Origin of the sequence: Vibrio salinus (assembly GCF_021272385.1) — a bacterium.
Taxonomy (GTDB): Bacteria; Pseudomonadota; Gammaproteobacteria; order Enterobacterales; family Vibrionaceae; genus Vibrio; species Vibrio salinus.
This window is the reverse complement of the sequence record NZ_JAJSDZ010000010.1, coordinates 776,883-796,622: the sequence shown is the minus strand read 5'-3', so window position 1 is coordinate 796,622 and position 19,740 is coordinate 776,883. Positions and strand designations below refer to the sequence as shown.

Below are 19,740 nucleotides of genomic sequence, written 5' to 3'. Positions count from 1 at the left end.
TTTATTCCTCCAAATTGAGCTTACGGTCAGACACTTCGGTTTGGATATGTGAAATAAAATCATCCAATTTAAATTTACCGAGGTCTTTCCCTTTACGTGTACGCACTGCAATCTCGCCTGCTTCCATTTCCTGATCACCACAGACCAGCATGTACGGAACACGTTTCAAAGTATGTTCGCGGATTTTAAAGCCAATTTTCTCATTTCTCAAGTCCGCTTTTGCACGAATTCCACATTTTTGCAGTTTTTGCGCAACTTCTTGAGCATAATCAGCCTGTTTATCGGTAATATTGAGGATTACAGCTTGTTCCGGAGCCAGCCAGGTAGGGAAGAAGCCAGCATAGTCTTCGATAAGAATACCAATAAAACGTTCCAGAGAACCCAATATTGCACGGTGAATCATTACCGGCACCAAACGTTCGTTGTTTTCACCAACGTACGTTGCACCCAAACGATTCGGTAAGTTAAAGTCTAGCTGAACAGTACCACATTGCCATGCACGGTCTAAGCAATCATATAAAGTAAACTCAATCTTAGGTCCATAAAACGCCCCTTCCCCTTCCTGAATCTCATAAGAAATATCCATGGATTCAAGAGAAATCTTCAGTGCTTCTTCTGACTTATCCCAGATTTCGTCGCTGCCAACACGCATTTCAGGACGGGTAGACAGTTTTACTTCAATGTTATCAAACCCAAAAGTGTTGTATGTGTCATACACCATCTTGATACAGGATGTGACTTCTTGCTGGATCTGATCTTCTGTACAGAAGATATGCGCATCATCCTGAGTAAATCCACGAACACGCATAATGCCATGTAAAGAACCAGATGGCTCGTTACGGTGACAAGAGCCAAACTCAGCCATACGCAGTGGTAAATCACGATAGGATTTCAGCCCCTGGTTAAAAATCTGAACGTGACCCGGACAGTTCATTGGTTTAATGGCATAATCGCGGTTTTCTGAACTGGTCGTAAACATCGCATCTGCGTATTTATCCCAGTGACCGGAGCGTTCCCACAAGACACGGTCCATCATCAGGGGACCTTTCACTTCCTGATAATCGTATTCAGTTAATTTATCCCGGATAAACATTTCCAGATTGCGGAAGATGGTCCAGCCATTATGATGCCAGAAAACCATCCCCGGCGCTTCCTGTTGCATGTGGAACAAGTCTAACTGTTTACCAATTTTACGATGGTCACGTTTTGCAGCTTCTTCTAAACGGGTCAGGTGCGCTTTCAGAGCTTTCTTATCATGAAACGCTGTACCATAGATACGCTGCAACATTTTATTATCACTATTACCACGCCAGTAAGCACCCGCAACATTTAACAATTTAAAATGTTGGCAGAAACCCATATTTGGAACGTGAGGACCGCGACACATATCAATGTATTCAAGATGGTGGTAAAGGCCCGGATGGTCATCTTTAGAGACGTTTTCATCCAGAATTTCCATCTTATAAGTTTCGCCACGGGATTCAAAGGTATCACGCGCTTCCTGCCAGCTTACTTTTTCCTTGATAACCTGATATTTCGTTTTCGCCAGCTCTTTCATACGAGCTTCAATTTTTTCCAGGTCATCTTGAGAAAGAGGGTGATCGATATCGATGTCGTAGTAAAAACCACTATCAATAGTCGGACCAATCGCCATTTTCGCTTCAGGATAAAGCTGTTTCAGGGCATGACCAAGCAAATGAGCACAAGAGTGACGTACGATCTCTAATCCATCCACTTCGTCTTTGCTGGTAATAATTTCCAGAGAAGCATCATTTTCAATCAAATCACATGCATCAACACGTTGACCATCAACACGGCCAGCGATCGTCGCTTTTGCTAAACCAGGGCCAATGGACTGGGCCACTTCTAATACAGAAACAGAGTTATCAAATTGACGTTGGCTACCGTCAGGAAGAGTAATAATAGGCATGATATATCCTTTACAGTGGTGTTGCATACCAGGCAACACATGATTTTTTTAATTTTTCTCTAAGTTTCAAAAACTTAAAGTTATTAAATTCATTCATCCAGCCAATTTGGTACAAAATTTGGTACAAATACGGATGCATGCAAATTAAGTCCATTGTAATTAACTGAATACTTACCCTAAATTGCAGGGTTCGCGCATTGTACCCGACAAATTTACATTCGACTACCTGAAATATGTGTTTGTACCAAATAAAAAATTGACACATTTTTCTAAGCTGATACGAACCAGAGAAAAATATGATACTAAAATGAATTTTCTCCTTTGGCATACTATGCATAAGACGAAATTATAAAATTATCAACATAAAACGTAAAACGATGTCAACAAGTACGTTACTTTATGAATAACATGTCTCTCGTTCCTAGCGATAATAATGGTTTGATAGAAGTGTATCGTAATGAAGCTCAGTTAATTAGATTGAATGGAATGCCTCATGAATCAAAAATATTAATTACTATCTCGGTAAAAACTTCAGAATCAATATTTCCTTCCTTTATTTTTAAAAAATTTTCAAATTCTATTTGTTTTCTTTTAGTAGGGAATGATTTTGTTTCGGTCCAATGAGAAAATTCATTTTCTGAAGCATCTTTACATTCATAAACCTTTACATCACATAATAATACGTTGTGTGATTTATATATTTTACCATCCAATAATTCAAAATTATCTCCTTTTATAAATTTGACATCGCTTCGATTTGGAAAAATTCTTATCTCAGAATTCACTTCATTTTTTGCTAAGTAATATTTTTCAAAAAACTTGTATATAGTTTGAACTTCAAATGAAGCAAATGTTGGCCAATATGATGAAAAAGAATGTATTATAGATTTAAATTTATCTTTGCTATATTTGTCTAAAATCATATCTGCATCCCACTTACAAATATAAGAATAGCTACATTTTGAAGCACACCAGTTATAGTAATAAGATAATGAGTGAATAGATTTCTCTTCTGTACTATTATGTTCACTTCCACACTTGGACACTTGTACATTATACGAATATACAGATATTCTTGGGTGGTGTTCACTATACTCTTTCACCAATTTTAATGTATTATCATCGCTGCCATTATCTATAAATATAATCTCATCAAAAACATCTTCTATAGATATTAAACAATCAATGATTTTCTTCTCTTCATTTTTTGCTCTAATCATACATGAAACACCTTCCTGTCTATGAATACGTTCTCTTCTGAAATTATACTCAGTTCTTGCTTCAAGGTTTTCATACAAAGTGGAAAATATGGGACCCAAAACCCTAACAGGAAGTTCTATTAATGAATTAATTTTTGAAAAAACTGTCATAATTAGCTGACTCTCCTATACATAAAGTGAATAGACACCGACTCAGTAGACACTAGAGTTTGTATGCGTTCAAATTAGCCTTTTCTCATATTGATTTTCATACTCTACAGGTGATAAAAGATTATTGAAACCATGCCTGCGTTTACGTTGTAACACACTCCAATCTCTTCGAAAAGATTAATACAAGTTGCTTCATAAATCCGTTTTCCTTTTGTCCGTTGACGATAGAAAGTGAATACGGAGGCAGGAATTGCCTTCTTTTCTTTCTAATGATTATTTAACATCTGGACTACGGTATCATTCACTTATTTAATAACTACCACCAAACTCTCATTTTTTATGGCACAAGCTACTTTCTGATCGTTTACCCATATGAAACTTTTGAAAATACTTTCGTAATTTTATAAACACCATGACTCAATTCAGGTGAGAGATTAATCACATAAACGTCTTCATTAAACAGATAAAGTTCACCTCAGAATAAATGTTACTGTGTTTATTCTCGATAAAATTCATTGTGAATTGTTGTTAGGTTTATCAATTAACAGGAGTTTTATCCTTTAACCTACTTTGACATAGTTTATAGTCGAACCACAAAAGAACCTCTCAACTTTTTGGACGTTCGACACCTTAACTGAGCCCCACCAGTTTTTGGCTGGGGCTATTTTTTTACCTGAAAGATAAAAAAACCCGCGTATCGAAATACACGGGTTTTAACATCATTTAAGCAGAAACGGGATTTTTATGTCGCTTATGCTTCTGAACTTCGGTGTGAACGTCCTCCATGGCCCCGCTCTCCACGGTATGCACCACGGTTATCGCCACCACGGTTCCGGTCAAAACGACGTTCACCACGACGATTACCATTATCACCACGGAAATTACGACCACCATCACGATGTCCACGTCCATCACGACGGCCACCATCTCTGCGGCCTCTTGACTCGCGGAAATCATCAAAATCACAAACCACGGCACCAACTTCTTTCTGGCGAATACGCAATTTACGAAGCTTACGTGTTACGTCACTGGACATGGATTTTGGAAGCTGAACGAATGTATGCTCAGGCGCAAGTTTAATGGCACCAATTGAACCTTTAGTCAGACCCAGTTCATTAGCAAGTGCACCAACGATATCTTTAACCTGAACACCTTGCTCACGACCAACCTGCAACTGGTAAGTTTCCCAGTCCTGATGTTGACGGTTACCATCGCGGCGACCACCATTTTCACGGCGTTCACGACGACGCTGTTTATCACGTTCAAGCTCTGCAATCATCGGATCTTCGCCAACATAAAACAGCGGGCGTTTACCTTGCTGGCGTTTCAACAAAATAGCAGCCAGAGTAGTCGCATCGATTTCCAAAGAAGTCTGCAGTTTTTCAACCAGCTCAGAGAACTTCTCCAGTGCTTTATGTTCTTTCTCTGCTTCCAGTTCCTGACCTAATTTAATCAGTCGGGCTTCTGCCACTTTATCACGGACGGGAAGCTTAATTTCTTCCATAGAAGAGCGGGTAACGCGCTCGATAGTACGGAGCATACGAAGCTGATTCGTTCTTACCAACAGAATCGCCTTACCTTTACGTCCTGCACGGCCTGTACGTCCAATCCGGTGAATATAAGATTCAACATCGAAAGGGATATCGTAGTTAAACACGTGAGTAATACGAGGAACATCCAGACCACGGGCAACAACGTCGGTTGCAACCAACACATCAATATGACCATCTTTAATATGATCAACTGTTCTTTCACGTAAAGACTGAGGAATATCGCCGTGAAGAGCAGAAGCTTTAAATCCTCTCGCACTTAACCAGTCGGCAAGACGTTCTGTATCCTGACGAGTACGGACAAAAACAATCGAAGCATCGGTTTCTTCTGTTTCAAGAAGACGCATCATTGCTTCGTCTTTTTCAACACCTTTCACAACCCAGAACTGCTGTTCTACTTTTTCAACAGTCTGGTTAGAACCGGCTACATCAATCCGGGCAGGATCACGCAGATATTTATCCACGATGTTTTTTACCATTGGAGGCATGGTTGCTGAGAAAAGAACACGCTGGGCGGTTTCAGGAGCCTGTTCCATGATCCAGGTTACGTCATCAACAAAGCCCATTTTTAGCATTTCATCCGCTTCATCCAGAACGAACGTGTGACATTCATCCAACTGAAGACGATCACGGGTGATCAAATCTTTAACACGACCAGGCGTTCCGACAACAATGTGAGCACCGGATTTCAGTGCGCGCATCTGATCGACAATAGAAGCTCCACCGTAGATTTCCAACACTTTCAGACCATAGATGTTCTGACCAAGTGTTTTTATTTCCGCTGCGACCTGAATGGCCAACTCACGGGTCGGTGCCATAACAATAGCCTGAGGCTTATGCTGTTTGAGATTAAGTTTATTAAGTAATGGTAAGGAGAACGCCGCTGTTTTACCTGTACCTGTCTGGGCTTTACCCAACGCGTCACGTCCGTCAAGCAAATAAGGGATAGCTGCGGCCTGTATTGGCGTTGGAGAGACAAATCCCATTTCGTCCAGAGAAGAAAGAATAGCGTCATTAAGCTCTAATTCATCGAATTGAGTTACATTTTCTTGCATGGGGGTTTCCATTTTAGAGTTGTTTAACGATGGCCCCACGCGCTTTACCACTTCCAATCTAATTCTTACAGCTTCCTTTCTGATGCAGATATCTTTTAGACATCTTTCAAACGCACCAAAGCGACCAGGGACTTAACAAAGGTGGCGGATTATTCCCTAAATAGACAAGAAAAGCCAGAGAAAATTGAATTTCATCACAAATTTATTGTAACTGTAATTGGTAAGACATCAATTTATTCAATGAAATACCTCCTATTTTTGATCCTCATACGCAATAAGTTTTATAATTATCAACAAAAAATTTGACATTATCCTTAAAATCATCGCTAACCTTTTTGTTAACCTGATTACCGGAACTGTTGGTGCTGTCACTCTAAAATCTTATCAGGCTTTCCTTTCATGAAAAGCTTATCACCAAGACTCTTCCTTATATTCAGGAGGTAAATAATGCGTTGTTTTTTATCATCAATTTCATTAGCTAATCTACTCAAAAACTCTTTTATCCGAAATGATAATCAAAAAGGTGGAGAATGCATGCAGCTCTACTTTGACCTTTGCTCAAAATGCGGACTGCACAAACAATATTCACCTAATGATTACGGCTGGTACTGGATTTATGTTGGTGATTCTGAATACATACAGCAGGCGCCCGAAAAAAGATTCATCCGTGGAAAACAAGAACTCACAAAAGAAAGTCTTATGAAATTACAAACCATCACCAACTGACTTCTCAGAAAACGGGAACATCTTCTATAAGTATCTCTAACGATAAAAAACCGGCTCAGTAATTCCCACGGGATGAAGAATATACTTTCCTGATTTTACCTTGTACAATGCGATCTAATACCCGTTTTACTGAGACATTTCCTCAAAAACTATTCCCATAATGACTCCTTTTACACTTATGTTACGGGGATGGGTTTTAAGGATTTAGTTTGGAATCAACAGTTCCCATAAAAATCATAGGTTTGTAAATTTACAATGTTCCAAGATAACCCTTTACTTGCTCAGCTCAAGCAACAGATTCAGGAAAATCTTCCGAAAAAAGAAGGTTTTATTAAAGCTACCGACAGAGGTTTTGGCTTCTTAGAAGTAGACAATAAAACCAGTTTTTTCATCCCACCTCCGTATATGAAGAAATGCATGCACGGTGATAAAGTCATGGCAATCATCCGTACCGAAAAAGAAAGGGAAGTTGCTGAGCCAGAACAGCTGTTAGAGCCTTCATTAACCCGTTTTATTGGCCGGGTTGTTATGAATAAAGGGAAAATAAGCATTGCACCAGACCATCCGCAATTAAAAAAACAACCTATTAAAGCCCGAGCCAGAAAGGGACTGGATGAAAAATCACTTAAAGAAGGTGACTGGGTTGTAGCAAACTTAACCCGTCATCCACTAAAAGGTGACAACACTTTTTTCTCAGAAATCACTCAGAAAATCACTGATGCCGATGACAAAATTGCGCCATGGTGGGTCACTTTGGCACAAAATGACCTTCCAAACAAAGAGCCGGAAGGCATTGAAAACTGGGAGCAGAAAGACGATCCGGACCTGAACCGGATTGACATGACGGATACTCCATTTGTTACTATTGATGGTGACTCCACCAAAGATATGGACGATGCACTGTATGCTCATAAAAACGAAACCGGGGATTTTGAACTGATCATAGCGATCGCAGACCCGACAGCTTACATCACACCGGATGATAAAATGGATAAAGTAGCTCGTGAACGGGGTTACACTATCTATCTTCCCGGCCGTAACATTCCGATGTTACCCCGTGATTTAGCCGACGATCTGTGTTCACTGATTGAAGGTGAAGTCCGCCCAGCTCTGTGTTGTCAGGTAACAGTCAGTAAAGATGGCGTGATTAATGATGATATCCGGTTCTTTGCTGCTAATATCAAATCTCACGGACGTCTGGTATACGATCAGGTTTCTGACTTTATTGAAAACGGTAACTGTGACAGTTGGACACCAAACGACACTATTTCGGCTGTTGTTAATGATTTACAAGCCTTTGCCGCCTCCCGGGCTAAATGGCGTGAAGAAAATGCCGTGGTGTTCCCGGATCGCCCGGATTACCGGTTTGAGTTGAGTGAAGATAATGACGTGGTTGCCATTCATGCTGATATGCGCCGGAGCGCCAATCGGTTAGTTGAAGAAGCCATGATAACGGCAAACATCTGTGCTGGTAAAACGCTGAAAAAAGCATTTGGTACTGGAGTTTTCAATACTCATGCCGGTTTTAAAACCGATAAAATTGCCGATGTTCTGGAGTTAATAACCGAACATGGAATGACATCGCAGACTGCTGAAACACTTGCAACAGTTGAAGGTTTCTCAGCGCTACGTCGCTGGCTTTCTGCACAGGATACCACTTATCTTGATAACCGGATTCGTAAGTTCCAAAGCTACAGTGAAACCGGAAACCAACCTCTTCCCCATTTTGCGATGGGTCTTGAAGAATATGCTACCTGGACATCGCCTATTCGTAAATATGGGGATATGATTAACCATAGAATGCTGAAAGCACACATATTAAGTAAAGAACCGGTGCAGGTTCCTGATGATCTGGTTGGCGAAGAACTGGCTGTTCACCGTAAACACCATAAGATTGCAGAGCGTACAGTCGGTGATTGGTTATATGCACGAACTTTAGCAAATGAACCAGAGAAAGGGACAACCTATACGGCAGAAATTTTTGATATTAACCGTGCTGGTATGCGGGTCAGACTTCTGGAAAACGGAGCCTGTGCATTTATTCCTGGTCCGCTTATCGTCGATAACAAAGCCCGTATTGACTGCAACGCCGACGCTGGTACGATATCTATCGATAAAGAAGTCGTCTACAAATTAGGTGACTCTCTGGAAATCGTACTCACAGAAGTTAATCAGGAAAACAGAAACATCGTTGCAAAACCAACTCAGGTTTTCGCAGAACCACCAAAAGAAGCAGAAGAAACTTCCGCAGAAAACTCATAGTAATAAGAAATGAGTATGATATAAAAAGGGAGCAATTGCTCCCTTTTTATAACGAAAATACAAGTCAGAAAAATAACCTGATTATTACCTATTCCAAAACATTGATTTTGGATCTTTCTCTATTTCTCTGATTATTGCAGTCAAATCATCACTTTGAGACAAAAAAGGATATGGAATCCATTCTCCCTCTTTCTCATGTGGAACATTCAGACACCACGATTTCAGGGGCTCATCCCAGATGATCCGAGCCACCAAAGTAGAATAATCAGAATGACTGGAATCTAATTTATAATGATGCTTTATAAACTGAACACCGTTTTTAACTGGCTCATAACAACACTTTCCAATACCGACAGGCAATCCTTTATTCCTGTTCTGGCATAACAGCTCAGCCCTATGCTCAATTTGGCGTTGCATCAAATTAATGACGGTCATTCGAACCTCAATTAACTAAGATATTAAAAAGACTGTATCTCCACCTTCGGGAAAAAACAATCTTTTGATTCTTTCAAAATTAATCTGAGTATAAGGCATATAACGGATTAATCTCAATACAAAATATGAAATGTCTCTCATAATAATTGATGTTAAATGATTTTTATATCTGTAAAGATTTCACAAAAATGTCATCAAAATCTCATAAACTGCGACTTCCCTTAATTATATGGAGCGAATGATGATTCGTGCAGCCCTTACCCTTTTATTTGGGTCCCAACTGCTCTTTACCTTAATGTCCGCCCCTGCTCAAGCTCAGGATGAAATTATAGTCTCTGGTTCTACGTCCGTTGCCCGGATAATGGATGTTATTGCCGAGGAGTATAACAATACGCACCCAAACACCTACATAGCCGTGCAAGGTGTCGGCTCTACCGCCGGCATTACTCTGCTGAGAAAGGGAATTTCCGATATTGCCATGAGCTCCCGTTATCTTACTGAAGAAGAGCTGTCTGATGACTTAAAAATTGACCTGCTTGCCTATGATGGAATCGCAGTTGTCGTCAACCGTTCTAACCCGGTTGTCAACCTGACCCGTGAGCAGCTATTTAATATCTATAAAGGAAAAATCAGGAACTGGAAAGAGCTTGGTGGAAAAGATCAGAAAATTGCAGTGGTCACACGCGAAGCATCGTCCGGTACCCGGTTCAGCTTTGAAAGCCTGTTAGGGCTGACCAAAGTTGTCAATGATCATTTGGTTTCCGATATCAGTCCGAATATCCTGGTGGTAAACAGCAACAGTATGGTAAAAACATTAGTCAACCATAACCCGCAAGCCATTGGCTTCATTTCGACTGGCTCGGTAGATTTGTCCATTAAACCGGTGACATTTGACGGCACAGAAGCGAGCGTTGAAAATATAGCCAACGGTAAATACCAGTTATCCCGCCCTTTTCTGACACTTTACTATAAGCATAAAATTAATAAGAGCGAAAAATCGTTTATTCAATTTTTGACATCGGAAAGAGTTAGACAACTGGTTACCGAATACGGTTATATACCACGGATTGAACAATAAAGACCTTAATAAAAATCAGTTGAAATAAGGGAAGTCAACACTTCCCTTCTCCTTTTTACAGTCCCTTCCTATGGTCCACCAGAACCGGGCAATCAATGGTACTGATGAGCACTGACAGGCATAACATTCTGAAATAATTTAAATTATTCATAAAAATTTCATTGCATCTGCCGTTAGCTTACTGTTAATTTTAAGTAAAAATAATTCTAATGGAATGTAAGTATATGACACGGATCTCGTTTAAATTAAAACTATTATTGATGTCTGCACTAATGATAGTGGTCACTATCGTCACAGCTTTTTTTGCTTCCCGGTACGTTATAAGTGATTATATTGCATCGACAGACAGGCAATACATCCAAACTCAGATGAACTCGGTTAAATCGTTAGTCATCAAGTCTATCGACTCAGATATCCGGCTGGCAAACTCATCAAACTTTGGCCTTACTGATGTCAAAAAGACCATCCAAAAAACCGGTTTCTACGATGTCTATAAAGTAGCTTTCGGAATGTTAATCAATAAAACTGGAGCAGTTAATGATACCAAACTGACTGCCCCATATTTAGCCCTTGCCAAAAAAGCGCAGAAAAAAACATTGATCAGTGATGTTTTCATCAAAAATAAAAAACCTATGGTCACAATCACTGTCGGTCAGGATAAAGGCAATGCCAATATTTTCTTTGTCAATCTGGCGTCAATGCAAACCTTACTTCAGGAAATGACTGTTGATGGCTCTGCATGGAAACTGACTGACTCTGCCGGTCACGTTATTTTTTCGAACAGACCAGATAAAAAAGATTTAATACCCACATCTATGGACATTAACGTCGGCAAAAAAAACTGGAAGCTGACTGGTTACATCGATCCACAGGTCATTGCCCGGAATACTCAGGAACTCAACCACAGAATTACTCTCTTCCTGCTTATTCTTACGGTTATCATTCTGCCACTGTCACTTGTTACGATAAACCGCCTGTTCAGGCCGGTTGTTCTCCTGCGTTCCCTGATCAGCGAACTGTCGAAAGGCTCCGGAGATTTAACTCAAAGGCTGACCGTATCTTCAGAAGATGAATTAGGGGATATGGCAAATGGAATCAATAAATTTATCGAACACCTGCAGCAACTTTTAATAAAAATTCAGTTATCGACAACAAACATCGCAACAGAAATTCAGGAGCTGGAATCACAAACATTGCAAAACAGCGACGCTCTGCTTTCGTTTAAAGAGCAGGTTAATTCATCGGTATCATCGATCATTGAAATGGCAAACTCGGCTAACACCGTATTTGCCGATGCCTCCAATACCGCACAACAAACAGAATTAACCAATCGTGAAGCAACCGGCTCGATTCAGGTTGTTGAAGAAGCATTACAAAGTGTACAAACCCTATCCGATTCAATCGAAGAAACATCCGATTCCGTTAGTCAAATGACGTCTTACGCCGATAATATTGAAAAAGTGCTGAATGAAATTACCGGTATTGCAGAACAGACCAATCTGCTGGCACTGAATGCAGCAATAGAAGCTGCCAGAGCAGGAGAACAAGGCCGGGGATTTGCCGTTGTAGCCGATGAGGTCAGAGCCCTTGCCTCCCGGACGCATAAAAGTACGGAAGAAATTGTAGAAATGCTGGGACAACTCAAAAGTGGCTCTCAACAGGTTGCCAGCCAAATGTCGGCTACAAAAGATCGCTGTTCGATAACATCGGGTACCACAACCCGTGTCGTTCAATCCCTTAATACCATGGTGGAATCCATCGAAATCATCAACAATCTGGTCGCTCAGATTGCCGATTCAGCCAATAACCAGAAAGAAATTGGAGAATCGGTAGAAGGCACAATGAATGACATTGCCGAGATGGTTGGTAAACTGAGTCAGAACACACAAAACACCTCGGAAAGTACTCAGCATCTTACCCATACCAACTCAGAACTTCTTAATATAGTCGGTCAGTTTAAGATTCGTTAGCCATAAAAAAGGGGGTGAATAAATCACCCCCTTTTTTATTCTGTCGGTTAAATCAAAAATGAAGTTGTATCACGGAAATAGCAACACATCCCGGCCTTCTTACACCATCAATTTCAACCCGAATCTCACGCTCTACTTCCAATCCTTTTCTGATTGGAGTCACTTTAGTCAGGATACTTTTCGCTCTGACTCTGTCTCCACTTTTAATCGGATACGGAAAACGAACCTGATTCAAACCAATATTAACAACCATTTTCGCTGTCGGAAAAAGTGAATTATCAGGATCAACACTATCCGTTAATTTGGGTAACAAAGCCAGCGTTAAGAAGCCATGAGCAACGGTTGTTTTAAATGGTGACTCTTTTGCCGCTCTGTCCGGGTCGATGTGTATCCACTGAGTATCTTCCGTTACCTGAGCAAACTGGTTTATACGGTCCTGACTAACATCCAGCCATTCACCGGTATGAATGACTTCTCCAACTTTTTCCTCAAGCTCATCGTATAATTCCTGAGCCGCAGGTTTAAGTTCCAGAGGTTCCTCAATGTGAATATCTTCATTTACCGCAGTCTGATAAAAATCTTTACTCCACGAAAATAGATGGAAGCTAGTTGTTCTCGTCAACAGGTCTTCCCAGTACTCACGCACTGCCGGAGACATTTTCTCAACAAGAGCAGCTTGATGCTTACTTATAATTTCGCCACGTTGTTTGAAAAGTTCAACGACTTTCATCTAGACCTCTTTCTTACACATAAGAAAAGTTATGCTTTTAATTTTGAAGCAGTTCACAACTTTGTGCAATCACTTTCGAGCGTACATACGTTAACTGAAAGTAGTATTTTTATTAAAAATCATATAGTTAAAAATAAAACACCATTTTCTATTCTTTTATAAAAATAGCTCAAATTAACTATAAAACCACAAAAACAAATCATATTTATAAAAATATTGTGAAAAATAATGCGTAATTTGAGCATAAATTCATCAATTAGTTCCGGTACGACAAATTCACCCTTTACAACGTAGGGATATATAAATACTATATCGGCCTCACGGAGAGATGGCTGAGTGGTTGAAAGCACCGGTCTTGAAAACCGGCATACGTTTGTAGCGTATCTAGGGTTCAAATCCCTATCTCTCCGCCACTTCCAATTAAAATAAGCCGTTAATTATCAACGGCTTTTTTATTTTCTCATTTACAGTAACATCACCTAAACCATAAAGGTGATACGTATGTATCCACGAAAATAGCCATCTGGTATAAATTACACGCACATCCTATACCAACTCCCTCCATCAGTTAGGGTTCCAGGTGAATTGTGTGACTTATCAAAAACGAATACTGTGGTTCAGACATAACAACAATCAAAATTTAACTCTCAAAACCTTTTATTAGTCTGCAAAATTCAATTAACTACAATTTGCTTATCTATTTTTCCATAACCTTTAAAATATATATGCGATATTATTTATATCCTGGCAGAGATGAGATACCGGATAAATAAGGATCATAATAATGCCTATCACTTATATTTCTTTGCTCTCAGCAGTGCCGAGGCATTCAGCATGGCATCTCTGGTCCTGACATCCAACACTTTCATGTTTTTGAAACGCTCGGGATCTTTAATTGCAACATCATGAGCCAGAATGGCAAATTTTGCTTTTTCGATGTCTTTCTCCGTAATCCGGTTAATAACCCCATTCGCTCCCTGTGTTTCAACCTTAATTTTAATGCCGAGCGTACCGGCTGCTTTTTCTAAGGATTTAGCAGCCAGAAAGGTATGCGCCACACCGGAAGGACAGGACGTCACCGCTAAAACATCCGCCTCGCCTTCTCCCTGAACGGAAGTGCACACCTGAGAATGACCGTGATAATAATCGTTTTCGGTCACCGTTTTCTTAAGGGCAATGACAATTAATGCCGTAGTAACTGACCCGGCGATTGTACCGATGATATAACCAATTTTACCTTCAACTACCGGCAGAACAATCCAGCCTCCCCATGGCGCATGGTTTATAACGTGAAACATAAAACCAACCACATTGCCCACAACACCACCGGCGACAATAGCCGGAAGTACCCGAACCGGATCACCTGATGCGAATGGTATTGCCCCTTCGCTAATGCCAATCATCCCCATAATACCCGCGGCTTTCCCTGCCTCCCGCTCATCACGTTTAAATTTGCCGGGGGCTAAAAACGTTGCCAGAGCCATACCCAGTGGTGGCGTACATATTGCGATACCAACACCTCCCATTAACCAGGGTTGTGTATTTATCTGAGTCTGAGCAAACAAGGTGGCAACTTTATTAATCGGCCCTCCCATATCAAACGCCGTCATCGCACCAAGAACCATACCAAGCAGAGCCCTGCCTGATCCCGCCATTCCGGTCAAAAGGTCGTTCATTCCTGTCATTGCACTGGCGATTGGCTCACCAATCACCCACATCACGACACCACAGGTGACAAAGGAACCAACGAGGGGATAAATAAAAATCGAACCAAGCGAACTCATATTGTCCGGCAACTGAATTTTTTTCAGTAGCCAAACAATAAAGCCGGCAAAAAAACCGACGACAATCGCTCCCAAAAATCCCGTATTGTAATGGGTGACGGCAATCCAGGAACCAATCATACCCGGCGCCAGGCCCGGCTTATCGGCGATCGAAAAAGCAATATAACCACCCAGTACCACAGTAAACAGGGTAAGGCCGGCAATCCCCATCTGCGCAATGTCAGCCAGAACTCCGTCTTGCGGGACACCACCATGACCAGAGAACATTACGGATAACGACAATAAGACACCACCGGCCACAATAAAGGGAATCATATGAGATGTACCATACAGCAAATGCTCTTTAATCCTCCCAAAACGCTGTGCCCAGGGACCTAACGGTTCGGAAGTAAACTCAGTAAGATTGGATTGAAATGTTTCCGGACCGGGTTGGACATCAGTAAGCATCTCAAGAGCGTCTTCTTTCGATTCTGCTAATTTCAGCTTTTCAACAAAACCATCTTCAATAATTTTGGTCGAAATTTGAGCCAGTACTTCAATATGATGGTGATCGTCCCCATTAGGCGAAGCAAGCATAAAAAACACATCTGACAGTTCGTCGTCTTCTGCGCCATAGTCAATACCTTTACGACTAATTCCAACCGCAACGGTTGGCTTAACAACCGCGCTACTTTTGGCGTGTGGAATAGCAATACCATCGTCAAACCCTGTGTTACCGATAGCTTCCCGTTTCCAGATATCCGCTAAAAACTGACTTTTGCTATTGAGTTTGCCAGCGGACTCAAGCATATCAACCAACTCAATCAGCACGCCATTTTTAGTTTGAGCTTTCAAGTCCAGACATATTGTTTCCAGACCAATCAGGTTTTTGATATCCATCACTGCTTTCCAATCTTTATGCTCGAATATATGCCCACATATGCTACCAACTTATTAAGTCTGAGTGCGTATGACCGGATCAAAAATACCCAAGATATCAGCTCTGTTCCTGAAATATCCTGACCCGGTAATTATTTGCGTATCAGACCTGAATAATATGATTTGAGTCTAGATTAACCAGAGCCCACCCTTTCATATATAGGACTAAAAGTGCATTGACTAGATTAATGTAACATGAAATTTAAACTGTGATAGAGCTCTTGCGTTTATGCGGCTTAAATCAATCCAATGCGTTGTGGCTGTGTTAATATCCTCAAAAACAAAATGGATAGAATATGAAGATAGTAGCAGTAACAGCATGCCCTACCGGGATTGCTCATACATACATGGCAGCAGATGCACTCGTAAAAGCTGCACCGAAACATAACGTACAGATTAAAGTAGAAACACAAGGCGCTATGGGAATTGAAAACCAGCTCACTCCTCATGATATTGCTCAGGCAGACAGAGTTCTGATCGTATCCGATATGGAGATTGAGCAACCAGCCCGATTCGAAGGTACCCGGAAAATACAGGTTTCAATTGAAGATGTTTTGCTCAATGTAGACAAAGTCTTTCTGGTACATTGCCGCGACTAAACCGACGAATGAACGAATATCAAATTACCTTCTTTGTTGACGATACCAATGCCAGCGCTTATGTAACCCAACCACTGAACCGCGTCGTCAAAAAATTCAAAAGTTCGTTATATATTATAAATATAACTCAAAACCGTATTGCCGAGCTAACCAGGTCTCTGGCAATTATGCAGGCGAAACTTCAGCACGGCGACCTATGCCAAATTACGGCAATTGGAGTCGATGCCGAGCTGGCCTGCTTCGTTATCAAAGACATCATTACTGAGCACTTCAGAGTAGTCGGTTCTCATATCAACTATGAGTTTTCCAGCCAGTTAGCAGAACGTTTACCACAAATCTGCCCACCATGTGAGATTAAATGGCATTATGCCAAAGCGTATACTGAGCTCACAAAGTTTGACTGTTTGAAGGGATTGGCTCAGCTAATTCACCCTAAAGATCCTGATGAACTGGTTCTTGCATTCATAAAACGGGAGGAGCGCTCCTCAACTTGCATCACCCCGGGAATCGCCCTTCCTCATGTCATGTTTTCCGGAGTTAACCATATTGTTGTTGCTGTTATCGTTAATGAAAAACCGGTTGACTGGGGATCGCAAATGGGAGAGGTTAATCTTGCAATAGCACTGGTGATGCCTGATCTGTCAACCAGAGATCAAATCATTGCAGCAACAAATTTAACCCGCAACTTACTTACCGGCCAACTGGCAGAACGCTTACTTTTAACCAAGAACAGCGTAGACTTACAGGCACTTCTAATGTACGCAATGTCGAGACTGATTGCCTGATGTTCAGGCTTATGGTTAGTTTGAACCACGATATTCTGTAGGCGTTCTACCTGTACGGTTCTTAAACACCCGGCAGAAATAATTCACATCTTTAAAACCGCACCGCACCGACACATCACTAAGCTTAAAATTGTATTTTTTTAACATAAACTTAGCCCGATCGACCCTTACCCAGGTAATATAATCGGCCAATGTCATATGCCCCTGCTGACGAAAAAGACGGGATAAATGGTTAGATGAAATACTGAATCTTGACGCAATACTATCCCGCGTAAGTGGACGGTGAAAATTTTCCTGAATATAAATGCAAATACCCTGATAAAGATCCTGAACACGGCTGTGCGATTCATGTCCGGAGGAAGAATACAACATCGTTTTGGTGTACTGTAGCAACGCCTGCAGCAACAGTTTATCGATAGGCTTTTTAGTATTTTCTCTGGCTAGTGAACTAAGTGCTTCTAAGATATTATCAATAGCGAACCCGGAACGGGTCTGGATGCTGTGTTTCTGGATATCGTAAAAATTGTCTTCACCTTTATGCTTGCTCACCAAACTTAATCCGAGCTGACGGCGTCCAAAAAGAATACTTAATACAGAACAATCCGCATCCCAGTCCGGCTTATTCCAGCAGTTAGGTGGAATAAATATCGCGTCGCCTTTCTTAGCAATAATATGCGTCACTTTTCTTTCATGACTTTCAATTTCGTTGATGTATTCCCCATCAAGAACTAATTCTAAACGAGGAAAATTGACTTGATAGCTAAATTCAGGCGGTATGTGAAAGTCCCCGGCAAACCAAATATTATGAAATGGTTCCTCTTTATTTAATACTGCAGAAATTAAATCATCAAAAATCATTCAATCACACTCTGTATATACCTATATAATGCTATTTACTATAGATATACACCGGGCTGAAATTTTATGCTATTGAGCAAAATCACACTTCCATTTTAAGGTTACAAAAATCCAGCTAACGCACCAATTTTCCAGATGCTCCATCTCTTAAACAAACACCAAATTCCGATAAAACACGTCAGAAAAGCACATTTCATTCACTAAGCAGATTATTTTTAACTTTGTCAAAGAGCATCGTTTCGATACCACCAGTAGACGATCTGAATCACACTACAACTAAGCCGATACAATCTTCCAGTAAATGCATTTTTTCTTCACTACAGACTCTCCCCGGCTAATTTCAAAATACCTATGAGATAAGAATTATATTTACAGGGGTCGACACTATGTCTGATTTAACCATATCCGAGGCACAAACATTCCAAACCCAAACAGCTCATCCGGTATTCTTTTGCATGCACAATGTGATTCAGAATTACCCCTGGGGTAGTCCTACAGCTGTTAACCAGCTGTTTGGTATTCAAAATCCAACGGGTGAACCTCAGGCCGAAATCTGGATGGGCACTCATCCTAACGGATGCTCAAAAGTGGTAATCAACGGTAAAGAAACTGAACTTTCTTCCCTTATTTCCGAAGATATTAATGCCTTTCTGAGTAAAAAAATAGCAACACGTTTCGGTGCATTACCCTACCTATTTAAAGTCCTTGCAGCTGAAAAAGCCCTTTCTGTTCAGGTTCACCCAAATAAACTGCAAGCAGAGCTGGGATTTGATTTGGAAGAAAAACAAGGTATCCCCCGCACGGCTGCCAATCGCAACTACAAAGATCCAAACCACAAACCAGAATTGGTATACGCACTAACCCAGTACCATGCAATGAATGGCTTTCGGCCTATCACCGAAATTATCAGCTTCTTCTCTGACCTTGCTATCCCTGAATTGCAAGAATTAGTAGACAATTTAATAGACAACCGGACACCGGGCGGTCTGGCAGCGTTCTTTTCTGGCATACTGTCACTTCGGGGCGAACAAAAAGAAATGGCACTCGCTACTCTACTGGCAATGGCCAAGATCTCGGACCAGCCTCTTTTAAATCTAATCCTTGAGCTGGAAAAACAATACCCTGCCGATATTGGCCTGTTCGCACCACTGATGCTAAACATAATCACTCTGCAACCCGGACAGGCAATGTTTCTGGATGCAGAGACACCTCATGCTTACCTGAAAGGTACGGCTCTTGAGATCATGGCAAACTCAGACAACGTTTTGCGCGCAGGCCTGACCCCAAAATACATTGATGTGGATGAACTGGTTTCATGTACTCACTTCGACGAGAAGCCATACGACAGTCTTTTACTGGCTCCTATCAAGATCAACGAAATGTTAGAGTATCCTACCCCGGTTGATGATTTTAAATTCTCCATCGTACCGCACTCAAATCAGCTGATAGTCAGTGTCCGGACGGCAGAAATTTTATTACCGCTGGATTCAGATTTGGTTTTAACTCACACGAATGGTGAAACTTGCAAAGTAGCCAAAGGACAGTCCGTTTTCATCCCTGCCTACGCAAAAAAGTACACGATGAATTGCAAAGGCCGGGTAGCCAGAGCGTATAACTAACAATCAATACTTCTGAACTAAAAATACAAACGATGCCGCTAAACCAGTAGTTCTGCTACTGGTTATTTTAT

Annotated in this window: 14 protein-coding genes and 1 tRNA gene; 8 read left to right on the top strand and 7 right to left on the bottom strand. The window is 41.0% G+C overall.

Annotated elements, in window-relative coordinates; genetic code table 11:
- Position 1: 1 nt before the first annotated feature.
- From thrS to LRQ06_RS17165, 3 genes are all read right to left on the bottom strand, one after another.
- Positions 2–1,930, bottom strand: a complete 1,929-nt coding sequence (thrS, locus tag LRQ06_RS17175) for a threonine--tRNA ligase (RefSeq protein WP_232768267.1) — start codon at positions 1,928–1,930, stop codon at positions 2–4.
- Between the two features lie 491 nt (positions 1,931–2,421).
- The gene (locus LRQ06_RS17170) at positions 2,422–3,300 is read right to left on the bottom strand and encodes a glycosyltransferase family 2 protein (RefSeq protein ID WP_232768266.1); all 879 of its coding nucleotides are present in this window, start codon (positions 3,298–3,300) and stop codon (positions 2,422–2,424) included.
- 751 nt (positions 3,301–4,051) lie between these two features.
- A complete protein-coding gene (locus tag LRQ06_RS17165; RefSeq protein WP_232768265.1) occupies positions 4,052–5,905 on the bottom strand; it encodes a DEAD/DEAH box helicase in 1,854 nt (617 codons plus the stop codon).
- A gap of 447 nt (positions 5,906–6,352) precedes the next feature.
- Here LRQ06_RS17165 and LRQ06_RS17160 point away from each other — a divergent pair, with 447 nt between their 5' ends.
- Positions 6,353–6,631, top strand: a complete 279-nt coding sequence (locus tag LRQ06_RS17160; protein WP_232768264.1) for a hypothetical protein — start codon at positions 6,353–6,355, stop codon at positions 6,629–6,631.
- A gap of 255 nt (positions 6,632–6,886) precedes the next feature.
- Positions 6,887–8,893 (top strand): exoribonuclease II, encoded by a 2,007-nt coding sequence (gene rnb / locus LRQ06_RS17155; RefSeq protein ID WP_232768263.1) that lies wholly within the window; start codon positions 6,887–6,889, stop codon positions 8,891–8,893.
- A gap of 84 nt (positions 8,894–8,977) precedes the next feature.
- On the opposite strand, the gene LRQ06_RS17150 is transcribed toward rnb, so the two are convergent.
- On the bottom strand, positions 8,978–9,328 hold the full coding sequence (locus LRQ06_RS17150; protein ID WP_232768262.1) for a DUF3024 domain-containing protein: 351 nt from the start codon (positions 9,326–9,328) through the stop codon (positions 8,978–8,980).
- A 241-nt stretch (positions 9,329–9,569) separates the two neighbouring features.
- Between LRQ06_RS17150 and LRQ06_RS17145 the strand changes: the two genes are divergently transcribed.
- Positions 9,570–10,406, top strand: a complete 837-nt coding sequence (locus tag LRQ06_RS17145; protein WP_373054860.1) for a phosphate ABC transporter substrate-binding protein — start codon at positions 9,570–9,572, stop codon at positions 10,404–10,406.
- Positions 10,407–10,630: 224 nt separating this feature from the next.
- A complete protein-coding gene (locus LRQ06_RS17140; RefSeq protein WP_232768261.1) occupies positions 10,631–12,376 on the top strand; it encodes a methyl-accepting chemotaxis protein in 1,746 nt (581 codons plus the stop codon).
- A 52-nt stretch (positions 12,377–12,428) separates the two neighbouring features.
- Here LRQ06_RS17140 and LRQ06_RS17135 read toward each other — a convergent pair whose 3' ends face one another.
- Positions 12,429–13,106 (bottom strand): MaoC family dehydratase, encoded by a 678-nt coding sequence (locus LRQ06_RS17135; protein ID WP_232768260.1) that lies wholly within the window; start codon positions 13,104–13,106, stop codon positions 12,429–12,431.
- Between the two features lie 322 nt (positions 13,107–13,428).
- Between LRQ06_RS17135 and LRQ06_RS17130 the strand changes: the two genes are divergently transcribed.
- A tRNA-Ser gene (locus LRQ06_RS17130) sits at positions 13,429–13,519 on the top strand.
- A gap of 378 nt (positions 13,520–13,897) precedes the next feature.
- Here the strand turns inward: LRQ06_RS17130 and LRQ06_RS17125 are convergent.
- Positions 13,898–15,769, bottom strand: a complete 1,872-nt coding sequence (locus tag LRQ06_RS17125) for a fructose-specific PTS transporter subunit EIIC (RefSeq protein WP_232768259.1) — start codon at positions 15,767–15,769, stop codon at positions 13,898–13,900.
- Between the two features lie 335 nt (positions 15,770–16,104).
- Between LRQ06_RS17125 and LRQ06_RS17120 the strand changes: the two genes are divergently transcribed.
- Positions 16,105–16,407: a PTS fructose transporter subunit IIB gene (locus LRQ06_RS17120; RefSeq protein ID WP_232768258.1), complete on the top strand. Its 303-nt coding sequence runs from the start codon at positions 16,105–16,107 to the stop codon at positions 16,405–16,407.
- 8 nt (positions 16,408–16,415) lie between these two features.
- Positions 16,416–17,192, top strand: coding sequence for a PTS sugar transporter subunit IIA (locus LRQ06_RS17115; protein ID WP_232768257.1), 777 nt, complete (start codon positions 16,416–16,418; stop codon positions 17,190–17,192).
- A 15-nt stretch (positions 17,193–17,207) separates the two neighbouring features.
- Here the strand turns inward: LRQ06_RS17115 and LRQ06_RS17110 are convergent, their stop codons facing one another.
- The gene (locus LRQ06_RS17110; protein WP_232768256.1) at positions 17,208–18,050 is read right to left on the bottom strand and encodes a helix-turn-helix transcriptional regulator; all 843 of its coding nucleotides are present in this window, start codon (positions 18,048–18,050) and stop codon (positions 17,208–17,210) included.
- 386 nt (positions 18,051–18,436) lie between these two features.
- On the opposite strand from LRQ06_RS17110, the gene manA reads away from it, so the two are divergent.
- On the top strand, positions 18,437–19,669 hold the full coding sequence (gene manA, locus LRQ06_RS17105; protein WP_232768255.1) for a mannose-6-phosphate isomerase, class I: 1,233 nt from the start codon (positions 18,437–18,439) through the stop codon (positions 19,667–19,669).
- Positions 19,670–19,740: the final 71 nt, after the last annotated feature.

Bases quoted from the DNA above. Each gene is read 5' to 3' on its own strand.
- thrS (WP_232768267.1), bottom strand. From the start codon at position 1,930: ATGCCTATTATTACTCTTCCTGACGGTAGCCAACGTCAATTTGATAAC.
- LRQ06_RS17170 (WP_232768266.1), bottom strand. From the start codon at position 3,300: ATGACAGTTTTTTCAAAAATTAATTCATTAATAGAACTTCCTGTTAGG.
- LRQ06_RS17165 (WP_232768265.1), bottom strand. From the start codon at position 5,905: ATGCAAGAAAATGTAACTCAATTCGATGAATTAGAGCTTAATGACGCT.
- LRQ06_RS17160 (WP_232768264.1), top strand. From the start codon at position 6,353: ATGCGTTGTTTTTTATCATCAATTTCATTAGCTAATCTACTCAAAAAC.
- rnb (WP_232768263.1), top strand. From the start codon at position 6,887: ATGTTCCAAGATAACCCTTTACTTGCTCAGCTCAAGCAACAGATTCAG.
- LRQ06_RS17150 (WP_232768262.1), bottom strand. From the start codon at position 9,328: ATGACCGTCATTAATTTGATGCAACGCCAAATTGAGCATAGGGCTGAG.
- LRQ06_RS17145 (WP_373054860.1), top strand. From the start codon at position 9,570: ATGATTCGTGCAGCCCTTACCCTTTTATTTGGGTCCCAACTGCTCTTT.
- LRQ06_RS17140 (WP_232768261.1), top strand. From the start codon at position 10,631: ATGACACGGATCTCGTTTAAATTAAAACTATTATTGATGTCTGCACTA.
- LRQ06_RS17135 (WP_232768260.1), bottom strand. From the start codon at position 13,106: ATGAAAGTCGTTGAACTTTTCAAACAACGTGGCGAAATTATAAGTAAG.
- LRQ06_RS17125 (WP_232768259.1), bottom strand. From the start codon at position 15,769: ATGGATATCAAAAACCTGATTGGTCTGGAAACAATATGTCTGGACTTG.
- LRQ06_RS17120 (WP_232768258.1), top strand. From the start codon at position 16,105: ATGAAGATAGTAGCAGTAACAGCATGCCCTACCGGGATTGCTCATACA.
- LRQ06_RS17115 (WP_232768257.1), top strand. From the start codon at position 16,416: ATGAACGAATATCAAATTACCTTCTTTGTTGACGATACCAATGCCAGC.
- LRQ06_RS17110 (WP_232768256.1), bottom strand. From the start codon at position 18,050: ATGATTTTTGATGATTTAATTTCTGCAGTATTAAATAAAGAGGAACCA.
- manA (WP_232768255.1), top strand. From the start codon at position 18,437: ATGTCTGATTTAACCATATCCGAGGCACAAACATTCCAAACCCAAACA.